The sequence below is a fragment of the Acinetobacter sp. YH12226 genome, assembly GCF_013417805.1.
Classification (GTDB): Bacteria; Pseudomonadota; Gammaproteobacteria; order Pseudomonadales; family Moraxellaceae; genus Acinetobacter.
This window is the reverse complement of sequence record NZ_VPDG01000006.1, coordinates 43,470-62,994: the sequence shown is the minus strand read 5'-3', so window position 1 is coordinate 62,994 and position 19,525 is coordinate 43,470. Positions and strand designations below refer to the sequence as shown.

The following is a 19,525-nucleotide window of genomic DNA, read 5'->3' as shown; positions in this document are numbered from 1 at the left end:
CGTAAACAGCGTACCGCTTTTAAGTAAAGGTAGGATTATGCCTCTTTGGGCATGTTGTCACAAGAACTTGGGTCAAAAACAATATCATTTTAAAGTGAATAGGGGCAAAGCCAGTGCTTTGTTTAACCCATCCTGCGATCTCTATCTAAAAATAAAAACAATAAACAGCCCAGACTAAAGGTGATCAGAAAGCCTTGGCTAAATTCATTGATCGAGCGACCAGTAAAATAATAGAGGTCCGATCGCCAGACTTCCGTAGAAATATAGCGCGCATAATCCCAGACCGAAAATAGGCCGGTAAATATAGAAAAGAGCAATAAGCCCCAGGCAAACGATTTGATTTTTAGGCTGACTGCAAGATATTGCTGATGAGTTTTATAATAATGCAGGCTCATCCACAGGATAAAAGGCAAGACAATCACGGAGGTGCCAATCTGTAAAATCCGGTGCAATGGATAACTGTTACCAAATAGCTGAAACTGTTGGGCTAAAAAATCATGAAAGGCAAAAGTACGAAAGTCGACATGCGTTAGTCCATCCCAGATTAAATGGGTGGCTGTACCAATGATGAGTGCCAGACACATCACCAGGATAAATTTTAGTGCTGAAAGGATATTGTGAATTTTTAAATCATGCTGAATACCGATGAAACGGTAAATCACGGGCCGGTAAATCAGGTACCAGACCGCACAAAAAGCCAGACCGATCCAGAGATCTGGATGAATCAGAGAAGACCATAAATGGGTGATATTAGAATTAGTATGACTAAATAGACGATGCAGATCTGGAACCATGCTGCCAATGGCCAGCGCAGCAACAGGGAGTCTATTCCCAGTTAAATATGAAATAGGTGGAGCAAGCACAGCATGCGATAAGGTAAAGGGCATAAAGACAATGTTTTAATGGAATCAAAAATATTCAAAAGACATTCTAATAAAATATAGCACTGATTATCGTAAAGGATTGCAAAAACAATGAAATGTTATATTATAACATTCATCCAAAATACTGAATTTGAGCTTCGGTCATGTCCTTCCCTAAGAATCTAATAACATTGTCAATTTTTGCTGTAGTTACGCCTACAGTATTTGCAGAGCAAGCCTCATCTTCTATCCCGGTTCAGACCATGGACACGATTCAGGTGCAAGCTCATCCATTGGTGCAGACTGCGGCGGATTTCGCGGTTGCGGATCAGGTCGTGGATCAGAAAGCACTGTCTGAACGCGCCTCCACCATTGGTGATGCCTTGGCAGATGAACTTGGTGTGTATTCTAATCAATATGGTTCAGGCTCAAGTCGTCCTGTGATTCGTGGTCAAGATGGCCCACGCGTAAAAGTATTACAGCATGCTTCAGAAACTGCTGATGTTTCGACCTTGTCTCCGGATCATGCTGTCACCGTCGATCCGATTCTGGCGAAACAGGTCGAAGTGATTCGCGGTCCATCTACGTTGCTTTATGGCGCTGGTACAGTTGGTGGGTTGGTGAATGTCACTGATCAAAAAATCCCAACTCAAATGCCTGAAGATGGTTTGGAAGGTACAGTCGGCCTGCGTTATAACAGCGGCAGTGATGAAAAACTGGCAAGTGCTGGTGTAACAGCGGGTATTGGTGAAAACTTTGCTTTGCGTGTAGAAGGCTCAAAGCGTAACGCCAATGATTATATTGCACCGGATTATTTTCATGAGCATGATGACGAATTAGAAAAAGAACGTCGTGTGGGCAATACTTTTGCTGAAGGGCAAACAGTCAATATTGGCGGATCATGGATTCATGATCGTGGTTTTGTCGGTCTGTCTTATAGCAACCGTCAGGATCAGTATGGCTTGCCAGGGCATAGTCATGAATATCATGGTTGTGTTTTACATGGTGATCATTTTCATGGTTGTCCAACACCTGACCCAGATGCACCACCCCATGAAGAGCATGGTGGACCATGGGTAGATTTAAAATCTGAACGCTATGAAGTACGCACCGAACTGGAACAGCCTTTTGCCGGTGTTGAAAAACTACGTGCACATGCCAGCATTACCGATTATGAACACGATGAACTTGAAGAAAATGAAGTGATCAGTAACTTTAAAAGCAAAGGTTATGACGGTCGTTTAGAGTTGGTGCACGTGCCAGTTGCAGGTTGGGAGGGGGTGATCGGAACCCAGATTTCACAGCAAAAAATTAATCTTGCCGCATCAGAGCATGACCATCATGAAGATGGCGATGAGGACGATGAAGAACATCATGTTCATGGTTCAGGTGTCGTGATGCCGGACACAAAAACTGACAAATTCAGTCTTTTTGCTTTAGAACATAAGCAACTTGGCGATGTGCATGTTGAACTTGGTGCGCGTGTCGATCATCAAAAAGTGAAAGTAGATTCGGATCAGAAAGATTATTCGGGGACTGGTGTCTCTGCATCCGCTGCTGCCAACTGGGAATTTGCACCGAACTACAAACTTTCTGTGGTGGGATCTCATCAGCAGCGTTTGCCTTTAGCTCAAGAACTCTATGCTGATGGCTTGCATTTTGCGACCAATACCTATGAACTCGGTAATCCTGATCTCGATAAAGAAACTTCAAATAATCTCGAGTTAGGTCTGCATTATGAAGGGGATAAACTGGATTACCATGTGCATGTCTATCACAACTGGTTTGATGATTATATCTATGGCGAAACGGTAGCGCAGAAAGGTAATTTACGTGGCGTGCAATATACCCAAGACAAAGCTAGATTTTATGGTACAGAAGCACAAGCCGGTTATCAGATCAATGATATGTATAAAGTCAGCGTCTTTGGGGACTATGTGCGTGGCAAGATTGAAGCTGAGAATGCACCACGTGTACCTGCAGGTCGCTTAGGCACCAAAGTAGAAGCAGACTTTGCCGATGGCTGGTCAGGTCTGGCTGAATATTATCATGTCTTTAATCAGGACAAGATCGCCAGCTATGAAGATGAAACCCAGGGCTACAATATGGTGAATGTTGGCTTAAGCTATGCCAATAGCCTTGCAGATAACAATGCTTATCGAGTTTATTTCAAGGCCAATAACCTGCTCGATGATCAGGTGTATTCACATACTTCATTCCTGTCGAATATTCCGCACGTGGGTCGCAACTTTACTGTCGGCGTGCAGTATGATTTCTAACAGGTCTACTGAAATAATCGACCAAATCATCTAGATCTCACTGAAATCTACTTGAAAAATCATAAGATAAAACCTAGCCTGAGTATATTGGGTTAGGTTTTTTCTTATGCGTATCTTTCAACGAATTCACAATAAATTGAACTGGTCGAATCGCCGTTATGCGACTTTGATCATTAGTATGCTGGCCGTGGGTTATTTAGCTTCGGCAATCTACCACACGTATAAGCCTTTGCCGGAAGGTCTGAATTACACGGGCAAACTGCGTCATGCCGAAGTCAAATTTCTGGCCGATCAGACTTATCTGGATGCCGAAGGAAAACAGCATTTAGATCATCGCATTTTTAATGAAATGCTGAAAATGATTGAAGAAGCCAAATCGCTGATTGTGCTGGACATGTTTTTATTTAATCAGCAAACCGGTGTATCTACGCAGCAGCATCAGGCACTGAGTAAACAATTGAGTGATGCTTTAATTAGTAAGCGCCTGCTGCAGCCTGAGGTGGAAATCAAGTTTATTACGGATCCAATCAATTCGGTCTATGGCGGGATTAGATCCGAGCAGTATCGGGCATTACGTCAGCACGGTATTGATGTGATTGAAACCAATCTGACGCCGTTGCGGGCTTCCAATCCGGGCTGGTCAGGCTTCTGGTATTTATGTTGCCAGGGTATTGGCAATAACCCGGAAAAAGGCTGGTTGCCAAATCCATTTGGGCCAGAAAAAATTACCCTGCGCAGTTATTTTGATTTATTTAACTTTAAAGCCAATCATCGTAAAACCATGGTGGTCGATACCGATCAAGGCTGGAAAGCACTGGTCACGTCCATGAACCCGCATGATGGCAGTTCGCGGCATTCCAATATTGGCTTATTGGTTTGGGGCAGTACAGCTGTGGATATTCTGAAAACAGAACTGTCTGTAGGCATGATGTCACAAGCGAATATGCCAGCCATTGTAGTTGGGGATTTTCAGGCAGACAGCAGCCAGCCACAAGCTCAGGTGCTGACTGAAAAAGCCATTTATGATGCGATTCTGAATCTGATTCAGACGGCGAAAGCCAATGAACAGATTGATCTGGCGATGTTTTATCTGTCTGAGCGCAAGATTATCAAAAGTCTGATAGCGGCCCATGAACGCGGTGTCAAAGTCCGGATTTTACTCGACCCAAATAAAGATGCCTTTGGCCGTGAAAAGAATGGAATTCCAAACCGGCAAGTGGCTTCAGAATTGCACGAGGCAGGTATAAATGTACGTTGGTGTCATACTCAGGGTGAGCAATGTCATAGCAAGATCCTGATGAAGCGCAATGCTCAGCAAGCTGAAATGATTTTAGGTTCGGCCAATTTTACAGTACGGAATTTGAAAAACTATAATCTGGAAACCAATATGCGCGTGGTGGGGCAGCCTCAGGCCGAAGTCTTTAGGGATGCTCAGCAATATTTTGAGGGTGCATGGTCAAATCTGAATGGCCGTTCTATGAGTGTGGACTACACGCAATATGCAGAAAACTCATTCTTTAAATATTGGCTGTATCGCTTTATGGAATGGAGCGGCTGGTCGACGTTTTGATTTTAAATCCCTCCTGACCCCCCCTTTTTTTAAAGGGAGGAAAGTCCCTCTTTGAAAAAGAGGGATTTAGGGAGATTTTTTATTATCAGCTTTTTGATTCTGGATTCGGCGGAACCAACTGATCCAGCTCTTTATCCGTTAATTGATCCAGCTCAGAAATATCTGTTTTAATTTTCCATTGCGCTTCATCATCGACTGGATTTGGTAGACGCGCTTCTAGCCAGTCACATACGACATCGGGCGGGAAATCGGCATGATTACACTGAATCACCCAGCACAAGAAATCTCTGGCGATACCATTCATATACGGTGGTGGAGATACTGGCAGGAACTGCGTCGGAAGACGTTCATTTTTAGAAATATAATTCAGGACATGTCCCAGCTCTTGCACAGTTTGCCAAGCCAGCGGATGATCGACATTGATCTGAAACTTAAACCACCATGCCTGTTTGCCATCTGAACCATAGCTATCAATCCGTTCTTTCTGAACACTCGGCACTTTAGAAAAATATTCATGTAAACGATCGAAATTTAAATCAGACACAGTATTCAACTCGAAACATTAAAAAAAGTAATTTTAGCATAAAGCAGTAGTTTGCCGACGTGCCTGTCAGATTGAAAATAGGCGAGCGCATTACAAAAAATTGCAGCTCCAGCGAGCTTATCCATATTTTCTGCATCTATTTTGTTTAAAATATAAGCAGATTATTCGGAGGAAGCTCAAATGAGAATCGTACTATCGAGTGCAATATTGGCTGCATTGCTATTAGGAGCTTCTGCACAAAGTATGGCTGGCAATACTTGGGTGGGTTATGGTGGTGTAGATCGATCCACACCGAATTATCGCAGCGCTCCACGATCTTATGATCCACCACGGCAGCATTATCCGCAACGTCCGCTGCCACCAAGACCACATTACCCGCAACGACCACCATATTGGGGCTATCCACCTGCACAGAGTCAAAGTGGATTAAACATTCAGTATCAGGCACCGACCACTATTTATCAAAATTCGAATAGTTATAGCTGGGTCAATGGTGATCCGAATGTTGCCCGGATTGAAAGTTCGAGATATACGGTAATTACCGATTGGCAGCGTTTAGGGTTACCAGCACCACCGCGTGGCAGCTACTGGATTTATGAAAACGGACGCTATGTGCTGGTGCCGAATCGTTAAACTGCTCTAAACTCTGAACGGATAATTCAGTTATAAACGTCAATAACTCAAAAAGACCAAAATAGTTCCCTCTCCTGTGGAGGAGATGAGTAGCACTGCTACGCAAGGGAGAGATTGCTTGAGATAAATCTCCCAAAACCCTAAACGAGGCTTAAGTATTACTTTAAGCTGAAGTGCAAAAAAAGAGGGCTTAAAAGACTATGCCAATTCATCATCTTCTGGACGCGGTGTTTTGCCAAGGGGTAATGGCTTTTCACTATGTTTGTCACGAATCACGGATGGATAAGTCCATGAGGCATAGCGCACCACTAATATCGCAAAGGCCAGAATCAGAATCGAACCGGTAATAATCACCAGATCCATGCTGGCTTTATGCGTGTGTTGAATATCTGCAATCAGCAAACGGGTCAGTGCAGTAATGGCAATATAAATCAGGAAACGTACTGGCATATGGTTGGTTTTGAAATAGATGCCGACCATGGCACCAAGTTCCAGATAAATAAACAACAGAAGAATGTCGTCAATGGTGGCGAACTGTTTCACGGTCAGAATGTCAATGACGGTATGGCCAGCGGACCAGATCACCATACAGCCAATAATAAACAGCGCAATATAATGAAAGCTTTCTACAGCAAGATTGCCAAGACGGTCGAGGAGAGCTTCAAATTTTTCAATTTTCGGACGTGATTTAGACATATTATCCTCCTGATTTTTCATGTGAAATAAAGATAGTTGCAGAATAACGTGCAAAGATCATGCACAGAATGATTGAATGAAAAATAAAGATTAAATTATTTGAACTTTTGCGCTTTTTTTAGACTAAATTGCTATATTGTATGGGTGGTAACATTGAATAAATAGGAGAAAAAAGTGTTAGATAAAATTCAAACAAAAATTAGCCAATTAGAAGCCGGAAAAAAATTAATCCTCGGCGTAGGCATTAAGGCTGAAGATATGCAAAAGGTGGTGGAGCTCTGCGAGTCTTTAGAGTCAGAGGGGAATATCAAAATTGTAAATAAACATTCGAATCTGAAAAGCAATAATCAGACGGATACCTTGCTAATTCAAAAAGTTTAATTGTTGCATTTTCATAAAAAACGCCTGCTGATGCAGGCGTTTTTATTGCAGATTTTTAGCTTAAGCTTGAGTCGTGAAATAATCTTCAGAGAAGTTCATGATGACGTCAGAACCTGATTTCACTTTAGTAATGCGTAATGCCAGTTCAGGCAGAATGCGTTGTACAAAGTAACGTGCCAGAGCGATTTTATTTTGATAGAACTCACCGTCTTTATTTTTCGCTGCATTGGTAATGCGCGCAAACATATAAGAGAAGCTCAACAGACCTACAGCGTGCAGATAGTCAACTGCGGTTGCATTCGGGAAGTCATGGCTTTCTCGTGCTGCTTCCAGAATGTACTGAGTCACCGATTCAACTTCAGTTGCTGCATCCAGTGTGGCATCTTTAATAAAGTTTAGATCCGCATCCAGACTATTGGCAAAGTCACGGATTTCAGAGATATATTCAGAGATATATTCGCCGCCACATTTAATGGTTTTGCGGCCGATCAAGTCTTGTGACTGTACACCGTTGGTGCCTTCATAGATCTGGGAAATACGTAGGTCACGGATACATTGCTCCAAGCCCCATTCACGGATATAGCCATGACCACCGAAGACCATTTGTGCATCTAGGGTCGCCTGGAATGCGGTATCCGTTAAATACGCTTTCGCGATTGGTGTTAATAGCGCAACGCGGTCATTGGCTTTTTTCACCGCTTCAGGATCAGTAGAGAATTTGGTGATATCCAGTTGCTGACCTACATAAACTGCAAAGGCACGCGAAGCTTCGTTATTGGCACGTACATTCAGCAGCATACGGCGTACATCACCATGCACCAGAATGCTATCCGCAGGTTTGCTTGGTGACTGAACGCCAGCCGCACTACGACCCTGTAAACGGTCTGTGGCATATTGCGCAGCGTTTTGATAAGCGAATTCAGAAGCACCTAGGCCTTGAATACCCATCGACAGACGTTCGTAGTTCATCATCACGAACATCGCAGCGAGACCTTCGTTTTCTTTACCAACGAGGTAACCTTTGGCACCGTCAAAGTTCATGACACAAGTCGCAGATGCCTTGATCCCCATCTTGTGTTCGATTGAACCTGGGCCGACCGGATTACGCTCGCCGATAGAACCATCTTCATTGACCAAGAATTTCGGTACGATGAACAGAGAAATACCACGAGAGCCAGCAGGGGCATCTGGGGTTTTCGCTAGAACGAGGTGAATAATATTTTCCGCCAGGTCATGATCACCACCCGTGATGAAAATCTTGGTGCCGCTGATGCTATAAGTGCCGTCTTCGTTACGTTCAGCTTTGGTTTTGATAATACCCAAATCAGTACCGGCATGTGGTTCGGTTAAGCACATGGTGCCTGACCACTCACCCGAATAAATTTTAGGTAAATAGGTTTCTTTTTGTGCTTGTGAAGCATAGCTGTTCAGCGCCATGCCCGCACCAACAGAAAGCAATGGATACAGCATGAAAGACGGGTTGGTGGCAAACAGCATTTCATCAGAAAGTACCGTTAGCATTTTCGGCATTTCCTGGCCGCCCCATTCCATATCTGCGCCCAGACCAATCCAGCCACCTTCTGCATATTGTTTGAACGCTTCTTTAAAGCCAGCAGGTGTGGTCACATTACCATTTTCAATTTTTGCGCCTTCTTCATCTCCGGTACGGTTCAGAGGAAGCATGACGTTTTGAGAAAATTTTGCCATTTCTTCAAGAATCGCTTCTGCTGTCGCAGCATCCAGATGCGCTAGATTTTCATTGGCCTGCCAGAATTGTTCTGCATTGAAGACATCGTTCAGGATGAATTTCATATCGGCAAGTGGCGCGTTATAAATTGGCATGGTGTGTCACCTGTTTATTGTTTGATTAAATGAGTTTTAATCAGTCTAAAACACTCAAAATCTGAATGTTAGACGACTAAAGGTTAATTCTGTAACTCTTTATAAAGAAAAAGGACTGCCTGTTGATTGACCGTCCTTTTTCTGAAATGTAGCTAGTCTGAGACTAACTTAGAATGCAAAGTGTTCCGCATCCAGGTTCATCAATGGCTCTACACCTGTCGCAATCACTTCAACGTGTGAACGAACGCGTGGCAGGATTTTCTTGAAGTAGAAGCGTGCTGTCGTCACTTTGGCATTGTAGAAATCAACCTCAGTGGTGCCCGCAGCCAGTTGCTCCTGAGCAACCAATGCCATACGTGCCCATAGGTAAGCTAGAGTGACATAACCAGAGAAGTAGAGGTAATCGACTGCAGCCGCACCCACTTCTTCAGGGTTTTGCATCGCGCGCATACCAATCTGCATGGTCAGATCGCCCCATTCTTTGTTCAAGGCAGCCAATGGTTCAACGAATTCTTTCATTGCAGCATTGTCTTTGTGCGCTTCAGCAAATTTATGGATGATCTTGGTGAAGTCTTTCAACATTGCACCTTGCGTACCCAATACTTTACGGCCTAACAAGTCTAGTGCCTGAATTTCAGTGGTACCTTCGTACAGGCAAGCAATACGTGTATCACGTACGATCTGCTCCATACCGTGCTCAGAAATAAAGCCATGACCACCGAATACCTGAACACCGTGTTTCGCAGCTTCAGAACCGGTTTCAGTCAGGAATGCTTTTGCGATTGGTGTTAGCAATGACAGGATGTTGTCTGCAAATTTACGGTCTGCTTCTTCTGCAGCATGTTCAACCACGTCAGCATATTGTGCTAACAGGTAAACCAGTGCACGACCACCTTCTGCATATGCTTTTTGAGTTAAAAGCATGTTACGTACCGCAGGATGCACAATGATTGGATCTGCTTCTTTTTCAGGTGCTTTAGGACCAGAAAGAGAGCGCATTGCCAGACGATCTTTTGCGTATGCAAGCGCGCCTTGGAATGAACCTTCAGATGCTGCAAGACCTTGAACTGCTGTACCGATACGTGCTGTGTTCATGAACGTGAACATGCAGTTCAAGCCGCGGTTTTCAGGTCCAATCAGGAAGCCTTTAGCATTGTCAAAGTTGATGACACAAGTCGCGTTACCATGGATACCCATCTTGTGTTCGATCGAACCACAACGTACGCCGTTACGCTCGCCAATAGAACCGTCAGCATTCAGGTTGAATTTTGGCACGATGAATAATGAGATACCTTTGGTACCTTTCGGTGCACCTGGCAGACGAGCAAGTACGATATGGATAATGTTCTCTGCCATGTCGTGTTCACCAGCAGAGATAAAGATCTTCTCGCCAGAGATTGCGTAGCTACCGTCCGCTTGTGGTTCAGCTTTAGTACGGATAATACCCAAGTCAGAACCCGCATGAGATTCAGTTAAGCACATGGTACCCGTCCATTCACCTGAAACCAGTTTAGGCAGGTAAGCGTCTTTTTGTTCAGCTGAACCATGATGTTCTAAAGTACGAACCGCACCGTGAGACAGGCCAGGGTACATGCCCCATGCCCAGTTCGCAGTACCCACCATTTCAGAAATCGCGATACCTAAAGAGTTCGGTAAGCCTTGACCGCCATATTGCTCTTCAGCAGAAAGAGAAGGGAAGCCAAGCTCGATGTATTTTTGGTACGCTTCTTTAAAGCCAGTCGGAGTTGTGACAACGCCGTCATTCCAGGTACAGCCTTCACGATCACCGGTCTGGTTGATTGGAGACAATTCGTTTTCACAGAAGTCAGCCGCAGCTTCTAAGTACTGATCTAGCAGCTCACGGCTTACGTTTTCTTGGAATGCAGGGAGATTTGCATAGTGTTGTTCAGCATTTAATAATTCATGCAACACAAATTGCATATCACGTAAAGGCGCTTTGTATTGTGGCATATCGGTTTCCTCAATACTGGTTGAACCAGCGTTATAATCTTAGATGAACTAAAACCTGTCTTCACTGACACGGTTTGGAATGATCTAATCGTGCAACAACTTCCCCTGCGGTACAAGCTTTTCGGGGTGTTTTCTTGGTGACTGTAAAGTCAAAGATTAATCTGCATGACGCATTAAAGGTCTTGAGTATAAAGACTTTAGCCATATTCTGCAGGAAACGAATAGTCAACTGTATGCATGAAAGAGCACGCAATAAAAAAGCACCCGAAGGTGCTAGTCGTGAAGCCTTGATTCCTATGCATTAATAGGTAGAGGCTGTGGGCTGGAAACGGACATGACATTTGCCATTGATAGTTTGTTCGCTCATCTTGATCTGTGCAGCAGTCCCGTCTTTTTTGCCTTGACAGGCTTGCAGCATGGCTCGTTGATGTGCCTGATGTTGAGCGAGGCGCTGATCAAACTGTTTAGTCAATTCTGCACGTTTGGCATCCGTCAAGACTTCACCGTGCATCATGCCTCTACGCATATCAGCACGCATTGGATGATGTTCAGCTTTCATGCCACGATGTTCATCGCGATGGCTTTTCATCTCTTTACGATCTGCTTTAAAGACCATCTTACAGGTGCCGTCTATGGTCTTGTCACCAGTCTTGATTTGAATGGCTGAACCCACGGCTTTATTGTCACAAGCTTGTTGAAGCTGTTTGGAAAACTGCATGCGTTCTGCACGCTTCGCCTTAAACTGTTCACGCTGTTCGGGAGTTAGATGCTGTTTTTTGCCTTCATGATGTTTCATCATGTGGGAATGATCATTGTTTGGGACATTGCTGGTGGATTGACAGGCAGTCAACGCACCCATTGATAAAACACTTGCACTGATTAAAGCTATTTTTGTCATGGCTTGCATTGTATTTATCCTGTCAAGAAGCTGATTCTATGTTAGATAAAGATTAAACAATAAAGATGAAGAAACAATGAAGAGTTTTTTGCTTCGGTGTTCGCTACAATAATGAATATAGAAGAAAAATTGAGATTTTAGTTTTGAACATTCGCCGTATTCCCATTGCATTACGTCTATTTTTGACCGTGCTGTTGACCACGCTGGTCATTACCACGGTGAGCCTAGGTGTATTGCATCTGAATATGCAGCGTAATTTCGCCCGCTATGTCGCTGATGTCGAAATGCAGAAGCTGGATTATGTGATTGAAAATCTGGCAGATGTCTATGCAGTTTATCAGGACTGGGGCAATGCGATTCAGGCACAGATTCTCCAGATGGAAGGTGAAGCCGCACCAGATGATTATGACCGATTATCACGCTGGTGGTTACGCCGACAGTATGATATTGCCTTACAGCAGCGTTATTTTCAGGAACAGACCCTGGCTCAAGTGGCACCGAGTATGGTGGATCCAGAGCTGCCCCAACGTCAGGTCAATGAAGAAGAATTACGTTTATTAGCATCTAATTTGCCCTCCCAGTTTCAGCCTTTTGAAGGCCTGAAATTCCCGCTCAGTTCTAATCAAAATCTGTTTAGAACTGATCGCAAAAATGGTGAGCAGCCAGCCCAGCAACCGACTGGTAAAAAACAGTTTATTCAGATGCCGGACCGTCTTGGCCTCAGTTCACGTCTCTCACTGTATGATGCCAAGCGTCGTTTCGTAGTGGGTGAGGCTTCAGATGAACAGATTTCTTATCGCCCGATTATGGTGAATAATCAGATTGTTGGCTATTTGGGCTTAAAACCGGTTCTGGATCAGGATGATGCGCTCAGTATTAATTTCTTCAGTAACCAGAAGCGTTATTTATTTCTGGTCTATGCACTCAGTATTTTGGCGAGTCTGATTGCCTCCCTGTTATTGGCGACTTATTTTAAAAAGCCGATTCAACGTCTGCTCAATGGTACACGTGCCTTGACCCAAGGAAATTATCAATATCAGGTGAAAGTGAACCGGAATGATGAATTAGGTGATTTATCCAATGAATTAAATGCATTGGCGGTGATTCTGGATCAGCATGAAACCTCACGCCGTCAGTGGGTGGCAGATACTTCGCATGAGTTAAAAACCCCATTGGCAGTGTTGCAAGCACAGATTGAAGCGATGCAGGACGGAATCCGTAAACCAACGCCTGAACATTTTGCTTCCATGTTGGCTCAGGTGAATAGCCTGAAAAAACTGACCCAAGATCTGGCAGCATTGGCACAGGTCGATGCCCAGCAATTGCAATTCTATTTCTCGACAGTGAATCCGTGGGAGGTGGTGCAGCAGGAACTTATTAACTTCCAGCCGAACTTTGAGCAGGCTGAATTGACGGTTACTGCAGATGGCGAAGGGACTGAGTTAAATCTGGATCTGGATCGTTTTAAACAGATTGTGGCGAACTTGCTCAGTAACAGTATTCGCTATACTGAAGCAGGCGGGCAGGTGCATATTCACACCACGCAAGATGATAAAGAATGGACCTTATATATCGATGATAGTCCATTTGGCCTGACTGATGAACAACTGGCGCGTATTGGCGAGCGTTTCTACCGTGTCGATGATTCGCGTACCCGAGCGACTGGCGGAACCGGACTGGGTTTGGCATTATCATGTAAAATTACGCAGGCGCTGGGCGGCAGCTTAAGCTTTGCACATTCACCACTGGGTGGTTTACGATGCAAGCTGAGCTTTCCTAAACAAATGAAACCATGAAGGGAATAGATTGATGAAACATGTCATGCTGGTTGAAGATGAAATCGAACTTGCACAGTTGGTGCGAGACTATCTGGAAGCTGCTGGTTTTGAGGTCAGTATGTTTCATGATGGGCAGGAAGCATATAACAGTTTTACCCAGCGTAAACCGAGTCTGATGATTCTGGACTTGATGGTGCCGCGTATGGACGGCCTGACCATTTGCCGTAAGGTACGTGAACAGTCGGATTTACCGATTATTATGGTGACTGCACGTACTGAAGAAATTGACCGTGTGTTGGGTCTGAATATGGGTGCAGATGATTATCTCTGTAAACCATTTAGTCCGAAAGAACTGGTCGCGCGTGTACAGGCTGTGTTACGTCGTCTGGATCGTAAATCAGAACCGGAAAGCAATGATTTATTCCGTATGGACAAATCACAACAGCGCATCTGGTATCAACAAAAAGCCTTGAATTTAACGCCGACCGAATTCCGTTTACTGGAGTTATTCCTGGAACATGTCGGACAGGTATATTCACGTGCGCAATTGCTGGATCATATTAATCCGGACAGTTTTGATGTGGCTGACCGTGTCATTGACAGTCATATCAAGAATTTACGCCGTAAGATTTCAGATGCGGCTGAAACCGGTAACCGTCATGAGTGGATTCAGGCGGTGTATGGTGTGGGCTACCGTTTTGAATATCCTGAAGATTGATTAAAAAATAAATGTGGATGTTATTATTAACCATCCACATTTATTTAAACTTGTACTTTCAGAAAATATAAATCGTTAATCTGGTCCCATAAAAACTCATAGTCTTGCATGAGTGTAATATCGTTTCCGTAAGGCTTAGGAGTTCTATAACTTAATATTGTTCCTTCTTTGTACGTACTTTTATGCCTGAAATCAAAATCACGGGTATCATCCGAATATTTTATTTGGTTGCAATAGTGGGCATGATCAGTTGCGAGAATGAAATAACAAATGTCGCTTCCATTTCTCTTGTAAAGTTCTAAATTTGAAAGATCTTTAAAGACATCGTAACGGTTGTTAGGTTCCCGATGGTTACTTTTCTTAAAGAATTTTAGTTCTATAGCAGCACAAGTTTGATGATCACCATCTTGATAACGAATTAAAATATCAATTCTTGCTCGCTCAGATTGACTCTTAATACTCGTTGTTTTTAAAGGTAAAAATGTTTCAAACTCTAAATGGAATTTGTCGCTTAACCTAAACTCATACAACTGCCCAAGTGTTTTTAAAATATGTCATAATTCTAATTGGAAAGCACTTTCGTTATGTGTAATTAATCCTCCAAATGCGAGTTTGTGAGTAAGCAGCTTATATGCTGTTTCAATAATTTCATGTGTCAATTTAGTTTGATCAATTTTTTGCATGTTTTTTGAGTCTATTTATTAAGACGAACAACTCACCATCACTTCAGGCACATCACTTGGCAATGGCGCTAAATCTTCAGGCTGTTCCAAATCGGGCTGTTTCAGGTAAGGCTGACTGAGTAATTTAAACAGACGGTCTACTTCAGAAAAATCATCCCGCTCTGCCAGTTCAATGGCTTTCTGTGCCATATGATTCCGCAGAATATAATGCGGATTGGCCAGTTGCATGGCGGCATCCAATTCTTCTATATCCTGGTGTTCACGGATAGATCCATATTGCGCCAGGAATGCTTCAAACTGGCGTCGGTCCAGACAATCATCTTTAAGGGCTTCATAGTCTTTATTTTGCAACCCGATAAAACTCTGGGTATAGTCTAGTTGCTCACTTTGCAAAATTCGCAGAAAGGCCATAGCGCAGTCAAAACTGTCTTTATGGAAACTTGGCAAGCCCATTTTCTGGTTTAAACCATGTTTATAATGTTCCAAGAATGTTGGTTCATAATGCTCCAGACATGCAGCTAAATCCTGTTTCCATTGTTCTTTCTCATAATCTGTAGGGCAGAGCGGGACCAGATTGTTTAACCATTGCCACAAATTCCAATGTCCGATACTTGGCTGCTGCTGATAGGTATAACGCCCTTGATAATCCGAGTGGTTATTGATCCAGTTCGGACGGAAGCGCTCCATAAAGCCATAAGGACCAAAGTCCAAAGTTGAACCGGTAATATTCAGGTTGTCAGTATTCATCACGCCATGTGCAAAACCAACCAGTTGCCATTTGGCAATCATCACCGCAGTGCGCTGAATAACTTTTGTGGCAAAGCTCAGAATCGGCTGTTCGGCTTGCAGGCATTCTGGATAATGCCATTCGATACATTTCTGGGTAAATTCAGCTAGTAGATCTGGCTGATACTGATTGATCCATTCAAAATGGCCGAAACGGATATGACAGTCTGAAGTACGCAACATCATCGCGCCCGGCTCTAGCTTCTCACGCTGAATACCTTGGATTGATGAAGTAAAACCAACTGCATTACTGGATGCTACACCTAAAGCATTTAAGGCATGACCTGCCAGATACTCACGAATGACTGAACGCAGTACTGCACGACCATCGCCCATGCGTGAATAAGGCGTTGCACCAGCACCTTTTAAATGCAGGTCAATGGTCTGCTGGTTCTGATCCAGAATTTGCGCAATCAACAACCCGCGACCATCTCCCAACTGTCCTGCCCATTGTCCAAACTGATGACCTGCATAGACCATAGCCAAGGGTTCAAATTCAGTAAAAACTTTCTGACCACTACAAATCTCGACCCATTGCGCCTTGTCTTCATCCGACCATTGCAGTTGCTCTGCTAAAGCTGCATTAAAATGTCCGGCTTTCGCACCTTTTAACGGCAGCGGAACTTGATGGTGATAGAGGCGGGCGGGCAGTGTTTGATAGCGAGAGTTAAAATACATGGCATCAGTACAGGATTGGAATAAATTTACTATAACAAAGATAGCTGTATAAAACTGTTGTATAAGCGAGAGTTCACGTTATCTTTCGGACATAAAAAAAGCCCCAATCGGGGCTTTAGTGTTCAACAGCTTTTATTGAGAAACTGTAGATTTTTTCAAATTACGAACCAGTAGATTCAAGGTTTGACGATGATGAGAAAGACGCTGTTCAACCAGCTGGAATTCAACTTTCAGCTTGTCATCCATCTGATGGATTTTTTCAGCCATCGATGCTTTCTTGACCTGAATTTCCTGTTCTTTCAGCTTCGCCCAGTCATTTAAAGTTTGGGTAAATGCATCATATTCCTGTGCGATCTTGGTTTTTACCGCCGAGATATCTTCAGAAACATCATGGCCATATACCGCAAGATCCTGTTCAGCATATTTAAACTTCATTGCCAATTCCGCTTTTTTGATATTAAAGCTAGGAATGCGGCGCAAGTTTTTAGCTAAACCAAGTTTAGAACAAGTCCAGATCAACCATTTAGTTGGATCGTATTGCCACCATTTTACGCCGTTACGGTAATCGTATTGGAAAATATGGTGATAGTTATGATAACCCTCACCCCAAGTTGCAACCGCGAGTACGAAGTTGTCACGTGCAGTATTTTCATCGGTATAAGGACGATTTCCCCACATGTGGCATAGCGAGTTAATGAAGAAGGTTACATGATGGCTCAGGATTAAACGCATTAATCCACCCAACAGCAATACGCCCCAGACATCGCCGACTGCCCAGCCAATTGGCAATAAAATCGCGGCATGAACAGCTATTACTAAAGGAACGTAGTATTTGTCCTGAAACATCACCACTTTGTCTTTTAACAGATCTGGCGCATTTTTATAGTTGGCAGCACCAGATGGATAATCACGTAACATCCAGCCAATATGTGCGTACCAGAAGCCTTTATTGATCGAGTACGGGTCTTGATCAACATCATCGACATGACGGTGATGGGTACGGTGACCAGATGCCCAGAATAAAATACTATTCTGTACAGCAAATGTACCCATAATCATCAAGATGATTTTTAATGGTAAAGTGGCTTCATAAGCACGATGTGCCCACAGGCGATGGTATCCTGCTGTAATGCCGAGGCTGCTTACGCCCAGTAAAACAAACATACTGATCCAAGCGGCAGCGCTAAAATCATGGTGATACGCATACAACGGAATCGCAATCAGGGCTACAATCGGTAAAAATACCAATGCAAACACAGCAATCCAGTTGATGGGGGCTTTGGGTAAGGGAGCATTCATCTCCAACAGCACTCCTAGAACCTCGGAAGGTATAACAAAAAGCAGAAACTACTGTTGGTTTTAACAGCAGCCTATCTTGTCCATATTAGCATGTGCCCTAAGGCATCACTAGCATTATTGTACGGTTGTATTGTACTTGTCGGTAACAGAATTAGTAGGGCAGAAGTGACCATTTTGCGAGCGTAGACGGGTTCTGATTTCCTACTAAGTGACTGAGGATTATCACTCTTTCAGAAAATGGAAACCGAATGAATCAGAGGAAAATGGTTGTTCATAATTTCTACAATATTATCAGCAAATTTGCGGAATATAGATGTTGGACAACTTTATTTCACTTTCAAATAAAATCTGATTAAGGACGATTCACGCTTTCCTTATTGTATTATCGACATGAACTGGATCAAGAAATACATAGATCAATCAAGGCTAAGAGAGATTATTTAGAGTTGTTGTAGCATCAATTTTGGATAATCGGTAATCAGCCCCTGAACCCCCCAGTCTCGCAGTTGTTTGGCACGGGTGACATCATTCACTGTCCAGACACTGATATTCAACTCGGCAGCCTGAGTGGCTTGAATCAGGTCTTTACTGGCTAGTTCATCCATCCAGCCAATATGACAGCATCCCAGTTCCAGCGCCTGATCAATAGCTTGATGTTTGACATCGGTTTCAACCAATAAACCGCGTTTTAAACGTGAGTTTTGCTGTTTGAAAGCATCCAAAATTTTGGCATCAAAGCTAGTAATAATGGCTGCTTGTTCATAGCCTTGCAGTTGTTGTTCGACTTCAAACGCGATTTTTTCAGCTGCCTCTTCAGATGCTACGCTTTTAATTTCGACTTCAATATGCTCAAAATTTCGAATGACATTTAAGGTTTGATCGAGCAGTGGGGTTGCTTCGATTTTATTCCATTCTGACCAGGCCATTGCGTGATTATATTGGGTAAGATCTTGACGGTTACACTCATATAGATGCTTCTGCAAACCGGTGGTACGCACAAAGTCGTCATCATGCATGATAATTAAAGCGTTGTCTTTAAGCTGACGGACATCAAACTCAACGGCGCGAATGCCGATCTCCTGAATATATTGAAAACCGCCCAAGGTATTTTCAGGGGCTTCGCCACGTGCACCACGATGTCCAATTATGCGCATAAGATGCTCATGAGTGGGAAAGTTAAGTTCATTTTGCGAGGGCTACGTGACAGAAGGATGACACATTCTATTTTCGTCAGATGCTCTGTAAAATCAAGAGACATCTGACGTGTATTTTTAGATGCTAACTTGAAACATAATTTTACTTTTCGATGCTGTCATTGATATTTTTTTGCCATAGTATTTCGGAGCCGCCCTCAGCACGTTGCAGGGTGCGTGATGCGACAAATAACCAGTCCGATAAACGGTTAAGTAGTTGCAGTGACGCTGCCTGAATATTTTGGTCACGGTGATGCACGGACATCACGCTGCGTTCTGCGCGACGGCAGACTGCACGCGCCTGATGGGCAAAGCTGCACACCAGCGTTCCGGCAGGCAGAATAAAGTCTTTTAACATCGGCAACGCTTCATTCATGCGGTCGATATCATTTTCCAGAAACTCAATCGATACCGGTTGCACCAGATTAAAATCTGGAATACATACTTCACCACCCAGATCAAATAGCCAGTGCTGTATCAGGCTTAAAGATTTATCCCAAGTAGCTTGATCTTCAATGTTACTTGCTGAAATTTGTGCACGTAATACGCCAATCACGGCATTTAGTTCGTCGACATCACCGAGTGCTGTGATACGCAAATCATCTTTGGCAACACGTGAGCCATCACCGAGTCCTGTGGTACCTGAATCGCCTGTGCGGGTGTAGATTTTGCTTAAACGGTGGCCCATATGTGTTCCTTGAATTTTTAATGAA

Annotated in this window: 17 protein-coding genes; 6 read left to right on the top strand and 11 right to left on the bottom strand. The window is 43.6% G+C overall.

Annotation, left to right across the window (positions count from 1 at the left end; genetic code table 11):
• Positions 1–122: 122 nt before the first annotated feature.
• Positions 123–887 carry a DUF4184 family protein gene (locus FTV08_RS08270; RefSeq protein WP_180087073.1) on the bottom strand — a complete coding sequence of 255 codons (765 nt, stop codon included), beginning with the start codon at positions 885–887 and terminating at the stop codon, positions 123–125.
• Positions 888–1,027: 140 nt separating this feature from the next.
• Between FTV08_RS08270 and znuD the strand changes: the two genes are divergently transcribed.
• Positions 1,028–3,142: a zinc piracy TonB-dependent receptor ZnuD gene (gene znuD, locus FTV08_RS08265; protein ID WP_180087072.1), complete on the top strand. Its 2,115-nt coding sequence runs from the start codon at positions 1,028–1,030 to the stop codon at positions 3,140–3,142.
• A gap of 106 nt (positions 3,143–3,248) precedes the next feature.
• Positions 3,249–4,712, top strand: a complete 1,464-nt coding sequence (locus FTV08_RS08260; protein WP_180087071.1) for a phospholipase D-like domain-containing protein — start codon at positions 3,249–3,251, stop codon at positions 4,710–4,712.
• An 85-nt stretch (positions 4,713–4,797) separates the two neighbouring features.
• Here the strand turns inward: FTV08_RS08260 and FTV08_RS08255 are convergent, their stop codons facing one another.
• A complete protein-coding gene (locus FTV08_RS08255; RefSeq protein ID WP_044112823.1) occupies positions 4,798–5,256 on the bottom strand; it encodes a hypothetical protein in 459 nt (152 codons plus the stop codon).
• 180 nt (positions 5,257–5,436) lie between these two features.
• On the opposite strand from FTV08_RS08255, the gene FTV08_RS08250 reads away from it, so the two are divergent.
• Positions 5,437–5,889 carry an RcnB family protein gene (locus tag FTV08_RS08250; protein ID WP_180087070.1) on the top strand — a complete coding sequence of 151 codons (453 nt, stop codon included), beginning with the start codon at positions 5,437–5,439 and terminating at the stop codon, positions 5,887–5,889.
• A gap of 198 nt (positions 5,890–6,087) precedes the next feature.
• Here the strand turns inward: FTV08_RS08250 and FTV08_RS08245 are convergent, their stop codons facing one another.
• Entirely contained in the window at positions 6,088–6,585 is a 498-nt protein-coding gene (locus FTV08_RS08245; RefSeq protein ID WP_004647497.1) for a phosphate-starvation-inducible protein PsiE, read from the bottom strand.
• A gap of 174 nt (positions 6,586–6,759) precedes the next feature.
• On the opposite strand from FTV08_RS08245, the gene FTV08_RS08240 reads away from it, so the two are divergent.
• A complete protein-coding gene (locus FTV08_RS08240) occupies positions 6,760–6,966 on the top strand; it encodes a hypothetical protein (protein ID WP_005103289.1) in 207 nt (68 codons plus the stop codon).
• Positions 6,967–7,026: 60 nt separating this feature from the next.
• Here FTV08_RS08240 and FTV08_RS08235 read toward each other — a convergent pair whose 3' ends face one another.
• The 3 genes from FTV08_RS08235 to FTV08_RS08225 form a co-directional block, all read right to left on the bottom strand.
• Positions 7,027–8,808: an acyl-CoA dehydrogenase C-terminal domain-containing protein gene (locus FTV08_RS08235; protein WP_005103290.1), complete on the bottom strand. Its 1,782-nt coding sequence runs from the start codon at positions 8,806–8,808 to the stop codon at positions 7,027–7,029.
• Between the two features lie 168 nt (positions 8,809–8,976).
• Positions 8,977–10,779 (bottom strand): acyl-CoA dehydrogenase C-terminal domain-containing protein, encoded by a 1,803-nt coding sequence (locus FTV08_RS08230; RefSeq protein ID WP_005250767.1) that lies wholly within the window; start codon positions 10,777–10,779, stop codon positions 8,977–8,979.
• 301 nt (positions 10,780–11,080) lie between these two features.
• Positions 11,081–11,686 carry a hypothetical protein gene (locus tag FTV08_RS08225; RefSeq protein WP_180087069.1) on the bottom strand — a complete coding sequence of 202 codons (606 nt, stop codon included), beginning with the start codon at positions 11,684–11,686 and terminating at the stop codon, positions 11,081–11,083.
• A gap of 134 nt (positions 11,687–11,820) precedes the next feature.
• Here FTV08_RS08225 and baeS point away from each other — a divergent pair, with 134 nt between their 5' ends.
• Together baeS and FTV08_RS08215 are read left to right on the top strand one after the other, a co-directional pair.
• Positions 11,821–13,473, top strand: coding sequence for a sensor histidine kinase efflux regulator BaeS (gene baeS / locus FTV08_RS08220; protein ID WP_005103294.1), 1,653 nt, complete (start codon positions 11,821–11,823; stop codon positions 13,471–13,473).
• Positions 13,474–13,486: 13 nt separating this feature from the next.
• Entirely contained in the window at positions 13,487–14,173 is a 687-nt protein-coding gene (locus FTV08_RS08215; protein WP_004278304.1) for a response regulator, read from the top strand.
• A gap of 44 nt (positions 14,174–14,217) precedes the next feature.
• On the opposite strand, the gene FTV08_RS08210 is transcribed toward FTV08_RS08215, so the two are convergent.
• From FTV08_RS08210 to FTV08_RS08190, 5 genes are all read right to left on the bottom strand, one after another.
• Entirely contained in the window at positions 14,218–14,703 is a 486-nt protein-coding gene (locus tag FTV08_RS08210; RefSeq protein ID WP_228277085.1) for a hypothetical protein, read from the bottom strand.
• Between the two features lie 171 nt (positions 14,704–14,874).
• Positions 14,875–16,320, bottom strand: coding sequence for a YdiU family protein (locus FTV08_RS08205; protein ID WP_164542768.1), 1,446 nt, complete (start codon positions 16,318–16,320; stop codon positions 14,875–14,877).
• Positions 16,321–16,452: 132 nt separating this feature from the next.
• Positions 16,453–17,619 carry an acyl-CoA desaturase gene (locus FTV08_RS08200; RefSeq protein WP_180087068.1) on the bottom strand — a complete coding sequence of 389 codons (1,167 nt, stop codon included), beginning with the start codon at positions 17,617–17,619 and terminating at the stop codon, positions 16,453–16,455.
• 440 nt (positions 17,620–18,059) lie between these two features.
• On the bottom strand, positions 18,060–18,773 hold the full coding sequence (locus FTV08_RS08195) for a glycerophosphodiester phosphodiesterase (RefSeq protein ID WP_180087067.1): 714 nt from the start codon (positions 18,771–18,773) through the stop codon (positions 18,060–18,062).
• A gap of 142 nt (positions 18,774–18,915) precedes the next feature.
• Positions 18,916–19,500, bottom strand: a complete 585-nt coding sequence (locus tag FTV08_RS08190; RefSeq protein ID WP_164542766.1) for a cob(I)yrinic acid a,c-diamide adenosyltransferase — start codon at positions 19,498–19,500, stop codon at positions 18,916–18,918.
• Positions 19,501–19,525: the final 25 nt, after the last annotated feature.